Source organism: Deltaproteobacteria bacterium (assembly GCA_026388415.1).
Classification (GTDB): Bacteria; Desulfobacterota; Syntrophia; order Syntrophales; family JACQWR01; genus JAPLJV01.
In genome coordinates this window covers 103214-120122 of sequence record JAPLJV010000006.1, presented here as the reverse complement: position 1 = coordinate 120122, position 16909 = coordinate 103214, and the positions used below count along the sequence as shown (strand labels likewise).

At 50.7% G+C, this 16909-nt stretch carries 13 protein-coding genes and 1 tRNA gene; all 14 read left to right on the top strand.

Annotated elements, in window-relative coordinates:
- Nucleotides 1–476: 476 nt before the first annotated feature.
- The 14 genes from NT140_01705 to NT140_01640 all read left to right on the top strand — a co-directional run bounded on the left by NT140_01705 (nucleotide 477) and on the right by NT140_01640 (nucleotide 16765).
- Nucleotides 477–2585 carry a hypothetical protein gene (locus NT140_01705; protein MCX5830604.1) on the top strand — a complete coding sequence of 703 codons (2109 nt, stop codon included), beginning with the start codon at nucleotides 477–479 and terminating at the stop codon, nucleotides 2583–2585.
- 229 nt (nucleotides 2586–2814) lie between these two features.
- Entirely contained in the window at nucleotides 2815–5388 is a 2574-nt protein-coding gene (gene clpB, locus NT140_01700) for an ATP-dependent chaperone ClpB (GenBank protein MCX5830603.1), read from the top strand.
- Nucleotides 5389–5445: 57 nt separating this feature from the next.
- Nucleotides 5446–6294 (top strand): zinc metalloprotease HtpX, encoded by an 849-nt coding sequence (htpX, locus tag NT140_01695; protein MCX5830602.1) that lies wholly within the window; start codon nucleotides 5446–5448, stop codon nucleotides 6292–6294.
- 51 nt (nucleotides 6295–6345) lie between these two features.
- On the top strand, nucleotides 6346–6768 hold the full coding sequence (locus tag NT140_01690) for a DUF1844 domain-containing protein (GenBank protein MCX5830601.1): 423 nt from the start codon (nucleotides 6346–6348) through the stop codon (nucleotides 6766–6768).
- Nucleotide 6769: 1 nt separating this feature from the next.
- Nucleotides 6770–7618 (top strand): 4-(cytidine 5'-diphospho)-2-C-methyl-D-erythritol kinase, encoded by an 849-nt coding sequence (ispE, locus tag NT140_01685; GenBank protein MCX5830600.1) that lies wholly within the window; start codon nucleotides 6770–6772, stop codon nucleotides 7616–7618.
- 27 nt (nucleotides 7619–7645) lie between these two features.
- A tRNA-Gln gene (locus NT140_01680) sits at nucleotides 7646–7720 on the top strand.
- Between the two features lie 24 nt (nucleotides 7721–7744).
- On the top strand, nucleotides 7745–8686 hold the full coding sequence (locus tag NT140_01675; GenBank protein MCX5830599.1) for a ribose-phosphate pyrophosphokinase: 942 nt from the start codon (nucleotides 7745–7747) through the stop codon (nucleotides 8684–8686).
- 9 nt (nucleotides 8687–8695) lie between these two features.
- Nucleotides 8696–9319, top strand: a complete 624-nt coding sequence (locus NT140_01670; GenBank protein MCX5830598.1) for a 50S ribosomal protein L25 — start codon at nucleotides 8696–8698, stop codon at nucleotides 9317–9319.
- A 28-nt stretch (nucleotides 9320–9347) separates the two neighbouring features.
- Nucleotides 9348–9926 (top strand): aminoacyl-tRNA hydrolase, encoded by a 579-nt coding sequence (gene pth, locus NT140_01665; GenBank protein ID MCX5830597.1) that lies wholly within the window; start codon nucleotides 9348–9350, stop codon nucleotides 9924–9926.
- 10 nt (nucleotides 9927–9936) lie between these two features.
- Entirely contained in the window at nucleotides 9937–12381 is a 2445-nt protein-coding gene (locus NT140_01660; protein MCX5830596.1) for a sodium-translocating pyrophosphatase, read from the top strand.
- 465 nt (nucleotides 12382–12846) lie between these two features.
- Nucleotides 12847–13617: a ParB/RepB/Spo0J family partition protein gene (locus NT140_01655; GenBank protein ID MCX5830595.1), complete on the top strand. Its 771-nt coding sequence runs from the start codon at nucleotides 12847–12849 to the stop codon at nucleotides 13615–13617.
- 497 nt (nucleotides 13618–14114) lie between these two features.
- On the top strand, nucleotides 14115–15149 hold the full coding sequence (locus NT140_01650; GenBank protein MCX5830594.1) for a hypothetical protein: 1035 nt from the start codon (nucleotides 14115–14117) through the stop codon (nucleotides 15147–15149).
- 126 nt (nucleotides 15150–15275) lie between these two features.
- The gene (locus NT140_01645; protein MCX5830593.1) at nucleotides 15276–16223 is read left to right on the top strand and encodes a hypothetical protein; all 948 of its coding nucleotides are present in this window, start codon (nucleotides 15276–15278) and stop codon (nucleotides 16221–16223) included.
- The gene (locus NT140_01640; protein ID MCX5830592.1) at nucleotides 16220–16765 is read left to right on the top strand and encodes a hypothetical protein; all 546 of its coding nucleotides are present in this window, start codon (nucleotides 16220–16222) and stop codon (nucleotides 16763–16765) included. The genes NT140_01645 and NT140_01640 overlap by 4 nt, the downstream gene beginning before the upstream one ends.
- Nucleotides 16766–16909: the final 144 nt, after the last annotated feature.

Here is a 16909-nt window from a genome sequence, read left to right as displayed (position 1 = left end):
GGGGTGAGAGGCGGTGATCCTGAGGGGGCGGGGACGATCCCCGGGGAGAAGGAAGAAAAGGCCCGACGGGAAACCGCTGCGACCGTTTCCGACGGGCCTTTCCGCATCTTTACCAAGTCTGAGTGTGCAGACCAATAAAATCGGCGACAAAATATCCGACCGGCCTTGATTTTTCAAGATCATACTATTATAATCGCGTCCATTATCCGATTCAATAATTGTAGCTGTGATCGCATCAGGGAATTACAACCATTGTACAAATAAAAAACAATATCTCAGCCGCCGACAATAATGCCATGATAAGTTTTTTTCTCAGTTTCTTTTCAAAACCGCCGAGCCTCAAACAGCTCCCCCTTAAACGTTATCTAATCAATTTTTCTTTGAACAGGCTTGTTTTCGGGGTAGACAGCATCCATTTCGATGTCCACATCAGTCCTCAGGTTCACACCGTCGTCAAACGGGCGGTATCTGCTTCAATGATTAAACATAGCCGCTCTGATAACTTTTTCGAGGACGATAAAAAAGAACGCCGTGAAAATGAAAAACTTGCGTTAAAGCATGTTTGCACAAATGTCTTGCTGGAGGGAATAAACAGGGCCAAATCAGAGTCTGAAGTGCAAATCGATTTCCTGGGACAGTTTTCTCTTGCAAAAATGTTTCTTGAAGAAATCCAAAGCGAATATCGAAAATTGATAACGAAATTTGAAATCCTCATCAGAACCTTTGAATTATCTCGACAATATGACCAGTATGAATGGTTAAAAATGAAGGAGAAACTGATTGAAATCAAGCACAATCAGAAACGGATTGTTCGACTGGTGGGAGAAGAACTGTTTCAGGTAATGGCTGATGTTCACGCCAAGAATCTGAAAAATATCCGGGAGTCGAATTTCCCTTCCGAGTACATTCTCCCGGACAACTTTTTCATCAATCCGACACTCCATACCGATAACGTTGCAGACGAATTTCTTCTTGTGGATGCATATGTGCTCTTGGGCCAGCGATCCGATGAGCCCGATAATTACGGCAATCTTAAAACGATCATCTATGACCTGTTGAGCAAAATGGATTTAGGGCGGGAGAACACTACCGACCGTGAAAATGAAAACAGCGGAACAGGGGAAGCGGATATTCTATCCGCTGATGGCAATGCGTTGGATCCCTGGTTAATGGAAAGCGACAATATAGACCTGATGTTCAACTGTTTTGATTCTAAGGAACAGTATAAAAAGGCTAAGGGGAGGAAAGAGCCAACAAATATTATTCTCGGATTGAAATCGCGGCTGGAAATCCAGGAAGGAATCCTACAGCTATTTTATAAGGAATTCAAGAAATCCCGATTGTTAAAACTTGTCGTGGCAGCATATGAAATGAAAGACGTATACCGCAGCTACTGCCCCCCTCTGCGACCGTTGCAGATCAGGGAATATCTTGTAAAACCAGGGTCGAGAAAGCCCATTGTTCGAGAACTGAAGCGCCGGAAATCATCTAACGGCAATAACTTTTCCCTTGCACAGCTTCATGAATCGGTTCGCCGGATAAATCGCAGTTTCTCTCGAAAAAAGAAGGAACATCTGTTGAGTTTTCTCAAGGATTTTTCCCGGTATCACAGGGATCGTGAAAATGGCCGACTCCTGAAACAGGCCATGGACGCCATCAACCTTGTAAGGGATGAAAAAATATTATTATTGTCGAAGAAAAATCGTTTATTGTATGAGTTTCCGCTTCCGGAGGAACGGGTCAGGGAAGAAAAGCCCGTCATCAGTCACGTCATTATCAAAGCGGACATTCGCGGCTCGATGGATGTCACGCACACGATGATAACTCGGGGGCTCAACCCGGCATCTTATTTCAGTCTTAACTTTTTTGATCCGATCTCCGAACTTATCGGTGACTATAATGCGTCCAAGGAATTTATCGAAGGAGATGCGATTATTCTGTCAATCTTCGAAAACGAAGACACTGCGCAGGGCTGGTATAGCGTGGCCCGGGCATGCGGACTGGCGGTCAGCATGCTTCAGATAGTGCAGCGATATAATGATAAAAATCAAAAGCATGACCTGCCGATTCTCGAACTGGGAATCGGTATCTGTTACAAGCAGAGCCCTCCGGCCTATCTATTCGATGGAGATTCCAGGATCATGATTTCCCATGCCATCAATCTTGCCGATCGCCTGTCCAGCTGCGACAAGAAGTTACGCAAGCTTTTCAAGAATCAGGAGAGGATGTTTAATCTGTTTGTATTCCAGAATGTTCGGGATGAAGACATCGAGGCTACGGCAGATAACCTTTCTCTGCGATACAACGTCAATGGGATTGAACTTGACCCGGAGGGTTTTGCCAAGCTCTCCAGAGAAATCAACCTGAAAAGCATCGAGTATCCGGCAGAAAATAATGAAACAGTCACACTTTATACCGGAAAGGTGCCGACATTAAGCGGAAATTATCAGCTTCTGGTGATTCGCGAAGCCCCCATTCTTGAAGTCAAACCAGGCACCATGGATGTAATAGGTCCAACATCAAGAAAATACTATGAAGTTTGCACCCAACAGGCAATTTACGAATTCATCAACAACCACGCGTAAGAAAATCGGGAAAATCGGGAAAAAAATGGGGGACACTTCCCAGATTAATTACATCCCAATCATTCTATTCATTTTCTGTTCTTGATTCTACCTCTTCGTCAATATTTAGTATTCAACGCTCCACTATACTCATCTTCCTGCCCTCGTCTTGACATACCTGGTCAATGTGTTTAGTTTACTCGTGGCAATGGCAACACAATTATTGTCTTATGGTCTATAGGAGGGCATGATGAGATTCGATAAATTCACCTTGAAGGTTCAGGAGGCTTTGCAGGAAGCCCAGACCTCAGCCAGTAAATACCGTCATCCGACGCTGGACGTGGAGCACCTGCTGCTGACTTTTCTGGCGCAACCGGAGGGCATCGTCGGCGCCATCTTGAAAAAATTAGGCGCCGAGACAGGACAGATTGCCGCAGAACTGGAAAAAACTCTGGGCAGGCTGCCCCAGGTGGAGGGGGCGCAACCATCCCTTACACCGCGTCTGAATAAAGTGCTTGAATCCGCCATTGCCGAGGCGGCGCGTCTGACCGATGAATACGTTAGCGCCGAGCACGTTTTAATAGCCATTACGGAAGAAAAGGACGGCGCAGCCGCTACTATCCTCCGTAACGCCGGCGTGACAAAGGATAAGATTTTTCAGATCCTTGTGGAAATCCGTGGCAACCAGCGCATTACCGATCCGAACCCCGAGGAAAAATACCAGGCGTTGAAAAGGTACGCCCGAGACTTTAACGAACTGGCCCGGAAGGGGGCCTTCGACCCCGTGATTGGCCGGGATGAGGAAATAAGAAGGATTATGCAGGTGCTTTCCCGCCGCACCAAGAACAATCCCGTGCTGATCGGCGAACCCGGTGTCGGCAAGACGGCCATCGTGGAAGGATTGGCGCAGCGCATCATCAATGGCGATGTGCCGGAAAGCCTCAAAGGAAAGACGGTGATCGGTCTCGATATCGGCGCTCTCGTGGCCGGCGCCAAATACCGGGGGGAATTCGAGGAACGTCTGAAGGCGGTCCTCAAGGAAGTAACGGCCTCGCAGGGGGAAATAATCCTCTTCATAGACGAAATCCATACGGTCGTGGGAGCCGGTGCGGCCGAGGGCTCCATGGACGCCTCGAACATGCTGAAACCCTCTCTGGCGAGGGGGGAGCTCCGCTGCGTAGGCGCGACCACCCTGAACGAATATCGCAAGTATATTGAAAAAGATCCGGCCCTGGAGCGTCGTTTTCAGCCCATCTTCGTCAGAGAGCCAACGGTGGAAGATACCATCGCCATCTTGAGGGGCCTCAAGGAACGTTACGAGCTGCATCACGGCGTCCAGATAAAGGATCAGGCCATTATCGCCGCTGCGACCCTCTCCCAGCGTTACATCAGCGACCGGTTTCTCCCCGACAAGGCGGTAGACCTGATTGATGAGGCCGCCTCGCACCTCCGGATAGAATTGGACAGCCTGCCGCAGGAAATAGACGTATTGGAACGAAAGGCCATCCAGTTGGAGATCGAACGCCAGTCTTTAAAGAAGGAAACTGACCGGACTTCCGTCGAGCGACGCGATAAAATTGACCGGGAACTTGCCGAGATCAGGGAAGAAATGGACGGCATGAAATTGCAGTGGAACAGTGAAAAAGAAGTTATCAAAGGGATTCAGGACATCAGGAGCCGCATAGAAAATTACAAGGCGGAAGAAATAAATGCCCAGCGGGCGGGCGACCTGGCCAAGGCAGCCGAAATCCGTTATGGAAAACTGGTGGAACTGAACAAGGAACTGGAAAAAGAACAGGCCCGGCTCGGACAAACGCAAAAAAACAAAAAGATGCTCAAGGAAGAGGTGGATGCGGAAGACGTGGCCGAGGTCATCGCCAACTGGACGGGCATTCCTGTTGCACGCATGCTGGAGGGCGACATCCAGAAGCTCATCCAGATGGAAGAAAGATTGAAACTCCGGGTCATCGGACAGGACGAAGGCATTACTGCCGTTTCGAACGCCCTGCGCCGGTCAAGGTCCGGTCTCCAGGATCCCAACCGGCCGATCGGCTCTTTCATCTTTCTGGGGCCCACGGGGGTCGGCAAGACGGAACTGGCCCGCGCTCTGGCCGAATTCATGTTCGACAATGAACAGGCCATGGTGCGGATTGATATGTCCGAATACATGGAAAAACATTCCGTGGCGAGGCTCATTGGCGCGCCTCCCGGTTACGTGGGATACGATGAGGGCGGTTACCTCACCGAGGCGGTCCGGCGTCGGCCTTATGCGGTGTTACTCTTCGATGAAATAGAAAAGGCCCATCCCGATGTCTTTAACATTCTCTTGCAGATCCTTGAGGACGGCCGGTTGACGGACGGCCATGGCCGGACAGTGGACTTCAAGAACAGCATCGTAATCATGACCTCCAATATCGGTGGTCAATTTATCCAGAATCAGAAACTGGATGACGAAGAGAGAAGAAGCCGCACCATGGAATTAATGCGGACGACCTTTAAGCCGGAATTCCTGAACAGAATTGACGACATGATTTTCTTCAGGGCACTGAGCAAGGCAGATATTCACCGGATCATCGGCATCCAGATGGGTTTGATTGAAAAAAGGCTCGCCTTGCGGAAGCTATCCATCGAATTGACACCGGAGGCTAAAAATTATATAGGTGATCAGGGCTTCAGCGCGATTTACGGCGCGCGACCACTGAAAAGAGTCCTCCAGAAACTTGTCCTGGATAGCCTGGCCATGAAGATACTGGAGGGAACTTTCGGAGAAGGCGATCACGTTGTGGTGGATCTGCAGGATGGCAGTATTTTACTGAGGAAATAGAATGCTGAACAGTTAGTGGAAGGTGGCAATAACTGTTCACTATACAGGGGGGATAGAATGAACACGATAAAAACAACGCTTCTACTGGGAGGCTTAACGGGCCTCTTGATGCTGATCGGAGGCTATTTCGGCGGTCAGCAGGGCATGGTTATCGCCTTCATCGTCGCCTTGGTAATGAACTTTGGCAGCTACTGGTTTTCCGACAAGATTGTCTTGCGCATGTACCGGGCCCAGGAAGTTTCTCCCAGCCAGGCCCCGGAACTTTTTACGCTGGTCAGGAATCTGACCTTACAGGCCAACCTGCCCATGCCGAAGGTTTATGTCATCCCGGAAAATACTCCCAACGCCTTTGCCACCGGGCGGGATGAAAACCACGCCGTCGTAGCGGTTACGGAGGGTCTCCTCCGGATCCTGAATCGCGAGGAGCTGGCCGGGGTTATCGCTCATGAACTGGCCCACATAAAAAACAAGGACATGCTGATCAGTTCCATCGCCGCTACCCTGGCGGGCGCCATCGTCATGCTGGCCAACATGGCGCAGTGGGCGGCCATTTTCGGCGGTGGAGACCGCGATCGCGATGACGAAGGCGGCGGAATCGTGGGGCTGATAGCCATGGCCATCCTGGCGCCTCTTGCGGCCACGATTATCCAGATGGCCATCTCCCGCTCCCGGGAATACCTGGCCGATGCAGGAGGGGCGCAGATCTCCGGAAAACCATACGGCCTGGCCGGCGCGCTGGAGAAGCTTTCCCGGGCGGCCGTAGCAGCCCCCATGGACGCCAACCCGTCCACGGCCCATATGTTTATCGTGAATCCCCTTTCGGGAAGATCGCTCATGAACCTTTTCAGCACCCACCCCCCGATTGAGGAACGGGTCGCCCGGTTAAGGACCATGGTGCCCCGATAGTAAGTTAGAGATTATTTGCTGCGCTTTTTAGTAAAAAAGGAGGAAACATCCATGGGAGAAGAAGAAAAAAAAGGCTTTGTCGTCAAAGACAAACGAATTTTTGGTGACGGCGGCGAGATGCGCGCCGAGGAAGGACCGGCAGTAGAAAAAGTTGCCGAACCGGCAGCCGAACCGGCCCAAGACAGCTCAACTGCGCCTCCTGAACAAGACCGGCCGGAAACGGGTCATCTGCCGGAGATTAATTTTTACAACTTCATCGTTTCTTTGAGCACCACCGCCCTTTTCCACTTTGGCGACTTTGCCGACTCCAGCACCAACAAGGCGGAGAAAAATCTGATTGCCGCCAAGGAAATCATTGACACCCTGGTTATGTTAAAGGACAAGACGGCAGGTAACCGGGACGTAAATGAAAATAACCTTATCGAAGGGGCGCTTTACGAACTGAGGATGCGCTATGTGAAAGAAACGGCTTGAAATGCTCAAAAAATTGTCGCCGGCCAAGGTCAATCTGCATCTTTCAGTGTTACGGAAACGTGAGGACGGGTATCACGACATCGCCACGCTGATGCAAAGGATAAGCCTTTATGATGAGATGACCTTTTCTTCTCTCCCCACTGGTATAGTCATAAAATGTCCCGGCAGCGGCCTTCCTGAGGATGACGACAATATCGTCTATCGGGCGGCACGGGCCTATTTCTCTTCCATCGGGTATAAAAAAGGCATTGCCATTACTATCGGCAAGAAAATCCCCTTATCTGCAGGATTAGGCGGCGGCAGTTCCAACGCCGCCACTACCCTCATGACTTTGAATGAAATGACAGGCGAAAGTTGCCGCCCGGAAGAGCTCATGAAAATTGGCAAGACATTGGGCGCCGATGTGCCTTTTTTTATCTTTGGGAAGACCGCCTGGGCAACGGGTATTGGCGATTGCCTGCGGGCAGCGGAAAATATTCCACCGCTTTGGTTCCTGCTGGTTAATCCCGGCTTCCCCGTTTCCACCCGGATGGTTTATGAAAGTCTTAATTTAAGATTGACAAAGGACAGTATAAATTATAGCATCCCCTCGATTAAGACAGGGACGGGTAATAACATGAGCGGATGGCTGAAAAATGACCTGGAAGAGGTCACGCTGGCTCGTCACCCCGTTTTAAATCAGATAAAGCAGTTACTGCTCGGCGGCGGCGCGTCCGGAGCATTGATGTCGGGAAGCGGGCCGACTCTCTTCGGGATTTTTGAGACAGGGGAGCAGGCCCGGAATGCCGAAAAGGCGCTGACGGCACAAGGCTTCGGGAAATGGTGGATTCATCTTGCCCATTCCATCTGATGAGACGTTTTATAATTTTATAAAAATTGGGGCGTCGTCAAGCGGTAAGACACAGGACTTTGGTTCCTGCATTCGGAGGTTCGAATCCTCCCGCCCCAGCCATATTCATAGATAGAAAGGATTTTCATGCTCGAAAAGATTAGGGTTTTCTCCGGAAATGCAAATGTCCTCCTGGCCGGCAAGATAGCGAAAAACCTGGGTGTCAAGCTGGGCATGGCCAACGTGACAACGTTCAGCGACGGCGAAACCAGGGTGGAGATTGACGAGAACGTGCGCGGCATGGATGTCTTTATCATTCAGCCCACCTGTTCGCCCGTAAATGTAACCTGCATGGAACTCCTCATCATGATTGATGCCATGAAAAGGGCTTCGGCCGATCGCATTACGGCTGTGATACCCTACTACGGATATGCGCGGCAGGACCGGAAAGTTGCCCCCCGGGCGCCGATCACGGCCAAGCTCGTTGCCGATCTCATCACCACGGCCGGAGCGAACCGCGTTTTAGCCATGGACCTTCATGCCGGTCAGATTCAAGGGTTTTTTAACATCCCGGTGGACAACCTCTTTGCCACACCCGTACTAATAGATTATCTCAAAAAGAATTATCCGGAAAATACGGTCCTCGTCTCTCCCGATACGGGCGGTGTGGGGCGGGCCCGAGCCTTTGGGACGCGACTGGGCGCCAATCTGGCCATCATTGATAAACGCCGGGAGGGTCCTAATGAGGCCCAGGTGATGAACATTATCGGCGAGGTCAAAGGGTGTCGCGTCATAATCCTGGACGATATGATTGATACGGCCGGCACGGTTATTAAAGCCGCCCAGGCCCTGGAAGAAGCCGGCGCCACAGAAGTTTCCGTTTGTTGCACCCATCCCGTTCTTTCCGGCCCCGCTATCGAGCGACTGCAAGGATCCAATATCAAAGAAGTTATCGTTACGGACACGATTCCTTTGCAGGAAAATGCCAAGGCCTGTAAGCGCATCACCGTACTCTCCGTCGCCGGATTACTCAGCGAGGCGGTGAAGCGTATTTTTTACAATGAATCGGTAAGTTCACTTTTTGTTTAGGAGGCACAGATGGAAGCAAATGAATTAAATGCACTTGTCCGCGCAGCGTCCGGTAAAGGGCACTCCCGCAGATTAAGATCAAAAGGCATGATACCGGCCGTATTTTATGGACCGGGAACGGAAGCGATCCTGCTGGATGTAAACGTCGCCGAGCTTATGAGTCTGCGGAAAAAAGAGGGAAAAGGCTTTATCAAATTGATGATCGCCGGTCAGGATAACAAATTTGAGAAACTTGCCGTGCTTAAAGAGCTGCAGATTGAGCCCTTAAGCCGACGGTTGGTGCATGCCGATTTTTATGAAATTAATATGGAACATAAGTTTACCTTCGAGATTCCCATCCATTTCTCAGGCAAACCCAAAGGGGTGGACGATGGTGGGGAATTGCATCTGTTGAAGAGAGAATTGAAGGTCTCCTGCCTGCCGGGAGTGCGTCCGGAGTTTGTGGCGGCGGATATAAGCGGCATGCAGATCGGCGACTCATTTAAAGTGCATGACCTCGCTGCCTCGGACGGCGTCGTCGTTCTTGATCATGCCGATACCGTGGTCGCCACCTTAGCGGCCCCGAAGGCCATCATCAAGCCGGAAGAGGAGGTTGAAGCAATAATCCCCTCAGAGACGGAGCCGGCCAAATAGGTTATGACCTGCGCAGGGAGAATGGCCCGTGAAGCTGATAGTCGGTCTGGGAAATCCCGGGGAGCAGTATCAGGCGAACAGGCACAACCTGGGATTTCTCACCGTTGATTATCTGGCCGGACGGTACGGAATCTCCTTGCAGAGGCGAGGCTTCGATGCCTTTTTTGGCCAGGGGCGGATCGCCAAGGAAGCGGTTTTCCTGGCCAAACCACAGACCTTTATGAATTTAAGTGGTGTGGCCGTAGAAAAGCTGCTGGCTTATTTTAGGACGGATATTGAAGATATGCTCGTCATCCATGATGACTTGGACCTGCCCTTCCCGACCGTGCGTTTAAAAAAAGGGGGCGGTAGCGGCGGGCATAAGGGTTTAGCTTCCATCATTGAGCATTTGGGGAGCTCCGATTTCTTCCGGGTGAGGATCGGTATCGGGAAACCGGCCCGTAAGAGGATGGTAGAAAGTTACGTACTCTCCCCTTTTACTGCGGAAGAACAAAAAGAGTTGCCCAATATTATTACCGTCGCTGGCGATGCGGCGGGAGAGATTGTCGAAAACGGCATAGAGTCGGCGATGCGCATTTACAACATGAGGTCCAATAATTTAACTTAGGGAGGTTAGTATGATTAAACATCGTTTTTTATCTTTTTTTTCCGCACTTAGTGTAATTTTTTTAAGTTCGGCAGCTTTTGCCGGGGAAGCAGACATCAAGTTGCCTGACCTGACCAATGTTGTTTTCAACATTGCGGGCTCATCAGTCTCTGGTCTCAGTATCCTTTACTGGGGCCTCGTGATCTGTGTCATCGGCATGATGTTCGGAGTTCTGCAATACAGACAGACCAAAAGTCTGCCGGCGCACAAATCCATGCTGGACGTTTCCGCTACCATCTGGGAAACATGCAAGACCTACCTGACGCAGCAGGGAAAGTTTCTGGCCTATCTCTGGATATTGATCGCCATTTGCATCATCTACTATTTTGCCGGCCTGCAGAACGCCCCCGTAAAAAATGTATTGATGATTCTGTTCAGCTCCATCATGGGCATCCTCGGTTCTTACGGTGTGGCCTGGTTTGGTATCAGAATCAACACGGTGGCTAACTCCCGGGCAGCATTCGCCTCACTGCGCGGCGCCCCGATCAACATTGTCAACATCTGCCTGCGCTCCGGTATGAGCGTGGGGCTTTTACTCGTCAGCGTGGAACTTTTCTTCATGATCTGCATCCTGGTCTTTCTGCCCAAGGAACTGGCCGGACCCTGCTTTGTCGGCTTTGCCATTGGCGAATCTCTCGGCGCCAGCGCCCTGAGGATCTGCGGCGGTATCTTCACCAAGATTGCCGACATCGGATCAGATCTGATGAAGATCGTCTTTCACCTTCCCGAGGATGATCCGAAAAATCCCGGCGTCATCGCCGACTGCACGGGCGACAATGCCGGCGACAGCGTCGGGCCGACTGCTGACGGTTTTGAAACATACGGAGTAACCGGCGTGGCCCTGATTGCCTTCCTGGCCCTGGCGCTGACGGCTAATCCCTATATGGCAGGAACGCTCATCGTCTGGATCTTCGCCATGAGGATTCTCATGATCCTGACCTCGCTGGCATCGTACTTCATCAATGAAAGCCTGAATGCCGCGCTTTATGTCGGCAAAAAAGAGCTTGATCTGGAACAACCCCTGACGAACCTGGTCTGGCTTACCTCTGCCGTCTCCATCATCGTCACCTTTGCCGCCAGTTATATCCTGCTTTCCGACCTTCAACCCGTGGCAACATTTGCCTCACTCTGGTGGGCTCTCGCTCTGATCATCAGTTGCGGCACGATCGCCGGGGCCTTGATCCCTGAGTTTACCAAGATATTCACCAGCACGAAATCAATTCACTGTCAGGAAGTGGTCAACTCGGGACGCCAGGGCGGCGCTTCTTTAGTTATCCTATCCGGTTTTGTAGCCGGAAATTTTTCCGCCTTCTGGGAAGGGCTGATCATCCTGGTGCTGATGCTCGTCGCCTATCTCGTCTCGACAACCCCGGCCATCATGGCCATTATGCCCGAAGCCTTCAGGTTTGCAGCGCCGGTATTCGCCTTCGGCCTGGTGGCCTTCGGATTTCTCGGCATGGGACCAGTTACCATTGCCGTGGATAGCTTTGGCCCCGTATCGGATAATGCCCAGTCAATCTATGAACTTTCCATGATCGAGAAGATACCGGACATCAAGAAAGCTATTAAAAAAGATTTCGGTTTTGAACCGGATTTCGAACACTCCAAGGATATTCTCGAAGGGGCCGACGGCGCCGGCAATACATTTAAAGCCACTGCCAAACCGGTCCTCATCGGCACGGCGGTCGTCGGCGCCACCACAATGGTATTCGGCATCATCATGCTGCTGCAGAGCGTCTTCGGCAATGTAGTCGAGCACCTAAGCCTGGTGCAGCCGGAAATAATTCTCGGTCTGCTCATGGGCGGCTGCGTGGTTTACTGGTTTACCGGCGCGTCAACGCAGGCCGTCGTTACCGGCGCTTACCGGGCCGTGGTCTTTATCAAGGACAATATCAAGCTGACCGACGCGACCGCCTCGATTGAAGACAGCAAGGAAGTTGTGAAGATCTGTACGATCTATGCACAAAAGGGCATGATCAATATCTTTGTGGTCATCTTCTTTATGACGCTCGCGCTGTCCTTTTTCAATCCCTACTTTTTCATCGGCTATCTGATTGCCATTGCCTTCTTCGGCCTCTTCCAGGCGATCTTTATGGCCAATGCCGGCGGGTGCTGGGACAATGCGAAGAAAATCGTCGAAGTGGATCTGAAGGAAAAGAACACCCCGCTGCACGAGGCGACGGTGGTCGGTGATACGGTAGGCGACCCCTTCAAGGACACGTCATCGGTTTCCCTGAACCCGGTTATCAAGTTTACGACCCTGTTTGGCTTGCTGGCCGTGGAGATTGCCGTGGAAATGCAGAAGGCAGGCTATATCGGTTTGAAGACAACCCTGGCCTCCATCTTCTTTCTCATTGCCCTGGTCTTCGTCTATCGTTCCTTCTATGGAATGAGGATATCAGGCGAACAACTGTAGAACCCAACCAGGCGCCCTCTGCAAAGGGGGCGCCTTTTTTATGGCGCCTACCCCGGGGATGCAATCCCCCCGCTCATCCTGAGCTTGTCGAAGGATCTCAAGTGGATATTGCACTGGCCCCCGCCTCCAGCCCCATCTGCCCCCGATTACAATATTGCCAACCCCGCACACCGGTTGTTGGAGAGGCGTATCGTCAACCTTGATTCTTTTTTCCTACGCACCGACAAAAGGACTCCACGGAAATCATGCCCCGGGATTTCATCGCGACGAGGGTCAGCAAAGGGCAAATTTTATTGACATAATCGAAGGCTCATGCCATATCGGAGGCAAAGGGAACAAATTAAATCTGTTCCCCTCAACTGAAGACCCAAGGCCAAGGGAAGTCATGAACAGGTCAATCAACCCCATACCCCCGTTGTTCCTCCCGGATCGCGGGGTTTTTTCGTTTTGAAGGAGGAGCCTCCGATGGCGACAAATGAAACCTACATCCCCGGTCAACTTTACCTGATCGCCCTAAGCGATCTGCTGCCCGATTCCGATCAGCCGCGCAAGTACCTGGACCCGGCGGCCCTGACGGAGATGGTGGAATCCATCAAAGAGCACGGCATCATCCAGCCGCCCACATTCCGGATAGACGCAGGCGGCCTGAAATACATCGTAACAGGCGAACGGCGCTGCACGGCCGCACGGATGGCGGGACTAACGGAAATAGCCGTCCTCTATACAAACAGCGCCAACTACGACGAAATCTCTCTGGTAGAAAACATCCTGCGCTCAGATCTGACGGCCGTCGAGGAGGCCGAGGCGATGGACCGCCTCATGAAGAAACACAGCTTCTCCCAGGATGACCTGGCCAGGAAATTCAGCAAATCCAAAGCAACGATTTCCAGCACCCTCTCGATCAACAAACTACCCCCGGAGGTCTTGGATGACTGCCGCAAAGATCCGGCCATACCGAAACGCGTGCTCGTCGGGATAGCCCAAAAGAAACAAGCGCGCAGCATGGTAACGGCCTACCAAAAATACAAGGCAGGGTTGAATCCCCAGAAAAAGACCGGGATCGGCGCCCGGCTGTCGGTTGCCCAAAACACCTGCAATGCCGTAGGCGCGATAGGGGAAAAGATCAGCGACCTGGACGTCACGATCCTGACGCATGAGGAACGGGACAGCTTCGCCAATGCCCTGGACAATCTGAAGCAGACCATCACCAGCAAACTGGACGCGATGGCGCAATAAAAAGCCGCTGCCGAGACAGACAAAGGGGGTAAAAATTCAGCGGGGAAATGATCGGCACCGTAGCTTATTTATTAATTATATCATAATGTTAAGTTAGTTCAGCGCGCTGAACTGACCTGCGCGGGCAGGCTGAGGGCATGATGAAAAAGCTAATCATTGACATATGAAGCGCGCCGTAGTTATGTGACCATGTACCCAATCGGCGGGTGTTCGCAGTCCGATGGACGGGCTTTGCGCCAATCGAAGAGGTTGTATTATGCCGATCCGCATAAGATACCGTGATAAACCGCGATATAGGGCGCAACAAGATGAATATAAAGAGCTTATCGCGTTTTTGGTAATCGCTCTGATGGCGTGTTATGCGGACAGGAAACCAAAATTCGGTGTGTTATATGGATCAATCTAATTATTGTTAGGCGATACTAAGGGATGAGATGGGTATCGAACGGATAGGACTAAGAAGGCTATACGACGCTTTGGGTTGCGGGATTCAAGGCATGTCAGAAGTACAGCATAGTTTTCCAATTACGGGAAATGGTGAAATGTCCTTCTATATCGGTCCCAAACCGCCAATGGGAATTGTAGCGTTTGAACCATCAGATCCATATTGTATCCCAGGGAAAAAAACCAATATGCTAAAAACTATCCCTGACTACAAATCAAACTGCTTCATGGAGATAGCAGTCTCTTTATCCATTTCAGTCACTGAAGAAGTAAGCTTGGGCCTGGCAAAACAAGAAAAGAAGGCTACAGATTATCTTTTGAATGAGGTTGAAAAAGAAAAGCCAACATACACAAAAGTGCTTGATACAATTTGTGGACTTGTCGGCCTAAGATTCCATAGGCAGTTCATACTTAAGCCTCTTGTTGAGAATTCTTTTATTGGTAGCGTCCCCGTACCAGTAAGTAACTTTGTAGGCGATTTCGCGGAAGTCCTTGAACCGGTGACTCTTACACAATTTGGATTAGATTCTCTCAAATCTCACTTGGAATTATTTTGTAGGCTTGATGAAAAAGGACGGACCGATGTATCACGAGTTTTTCAGTGGCTACTCCGTGCCTGGAGAGAAAGAGATCACGTAGCAAAATTTTTATATCTGTTTATTCCACTAGAGTGTATTCTTGGCTCATCAGATGAGATAGACGAAGAAACAAAAAAAAGTATCAACTCATTAAGAAATCTTGTTGCCACTTCAGATGATGTTGAAAAGAATGATTTACTGATTCTTCTTGATAGAATTGAGTCTCGTTTCGCTCCAACGCTGATTTCCCGGTTCGAGGCTTTTGCACAGACAGAAAAGATTGAAGGCTGGGAAGCTGACATAAAGGCATTTAAGAAATACAATCGTACTAGGAATTTGCTCCTCCATGCTGGGAAAGCCAATGTTCAATCGCATCTCAACATAGATCAAGAAGCCAGAACATTGGAAGATCTTGTGGAAAGGTATGTTGCTGTGTACGTATTTGGAAATTCAGGCGTCTACGCAAGCAAGTGGAGACCTGTGAGGGGAAATCTAACGAAAGTTGATTAAGAACAAAATATGCCACAAATGTAAGCGAGATAAGCGCCTAACCATGGCATGCAGGCGGACGCGGGCTGCCGCTCGCGCCGCTGATGCCAGTCGTTGGGCTATGCCGATCTAAATGTTGGAGGGACAATGAATTTGAGTCATATATTCGACGTTTTTTCGCGCAGACCCAGTGCAAGAAAGGTTTTGCCTGCCAAAGTCCCTGAATCCACGCGTAATCGGGTTTTCCTGTGGTGTGCTGACATCTTCAGCAATAAGAGGTCCTACGGCGGATATGAGGACTACACAACTGAGTTCTGGTCAGAGATTCACCGAACCCTGCAGTACAGACACGGGCGGGTGCAGCTCTCGGACTCCCACTTCAGACCGCAATTACCAGTTGAGGACACGGTAAAATTCTTGCTCAGCTGCAGTGTTCCTGAATTCCTCGATTTTCTGGAGTACATCTTCCGTGTCGAGTGCTTCCAGCGAATTCACCTTCCAGACGATCTGGCCGTGAGCGAACTCAACGATCTACTGCGGGTTGATGACTTGCCGTATTACTTGACCGGCTTTGTGAAGGAGCAGACTCGTGAACTGTCGCCCTTTGGTGAGGGTGAGGTCGACGTGACAAGGACTCGCGAGTTTCCCAGAGTGATTGCCCGCGACAACGAGGCACTGCATCGAGGTGTGACGGAACCCGCCTTGACGCTGCTTCGCGCAGCTCAATTTGTTGGTGTGAATTCTGAGTATCTGGAGGCGCTCGATGATTTCCGTAAGGGTGACTACGGCGACTCTCTTACCAAATGCTGCAGTGCCTTCGAGAGCACGATGAAGGTCATCTGCGAGAGAAAGGGCTGGCCGTACAAGCAAACAGATACGGCCGGAGTGTTAATCAAGACGATTCTCGATCACACCAGCTTGGATAGCTACTTCGAAGCGGTCCTCCTGATTGTGGCTACTCTGCGGAACCGGCTTAGCAAAGCTCATGGTGCTGGAGTCGAGACACGCAAAGTGCCCCGACACCTCGCAGCTTATGCGCTAAACAGCACTGGAGCAGCCATCCTGATGCTAGTGGACGAAGCTGGTCTCATATGAGTGAAGAGTTGTTGTCAAAGATGTTATCGATTGCAGGGCCTTTGCTCGGTGCAGTCGTTGGAGCGCTCATTTCTTCTCTTACTGCATATGGCATTGAACGTTCGAAATGGCGGCGAGAACGGCAAGAGAAACTTACGGGTCTCAAACGAGAGGCGCTTGGTGCTGCGCTTGAGTGGATCGAGCCTATACGTAACGCCGAGAATCGCGCATCTTTGCTCATTATGTCGGCCATTCGGGGCGAGGTAGGTCACGAGGATTTCCTCGAAAAATTCCCCTATATCCTGGGTGATCTCGTAAAGAGGGATTTACCTGCGAATCAGCGAGCAGTACTGCCAGACAATATCTACGCGAGGGGCCATCGTATCGTTCGTGAATTTGACGAACTCCAGTATCTAGGCGTAAAGTACGGGCAAGAAGCTAAGGTTATGGGCAAGCTTATGGCTGGTTTCCAGGAATGTAGTGCCAAGCTCGACTCCATCGGAAAGCAAATTGAGGAACTTGAGACGGATTTGAAGAAGGCTTTTAGCAAAACATTTGAGTAACACAAATGTGTCCAACAAGCCGCTATAGCCGGTCGTATCCACTGGGGCCGCTCCGGTGGGAAATCTGGTGACATCCATACTGGTTTACGAAAATAACTGGATGTCCCCCGATTACACATGCATTTTCGCGTTTCTGGAATTTAT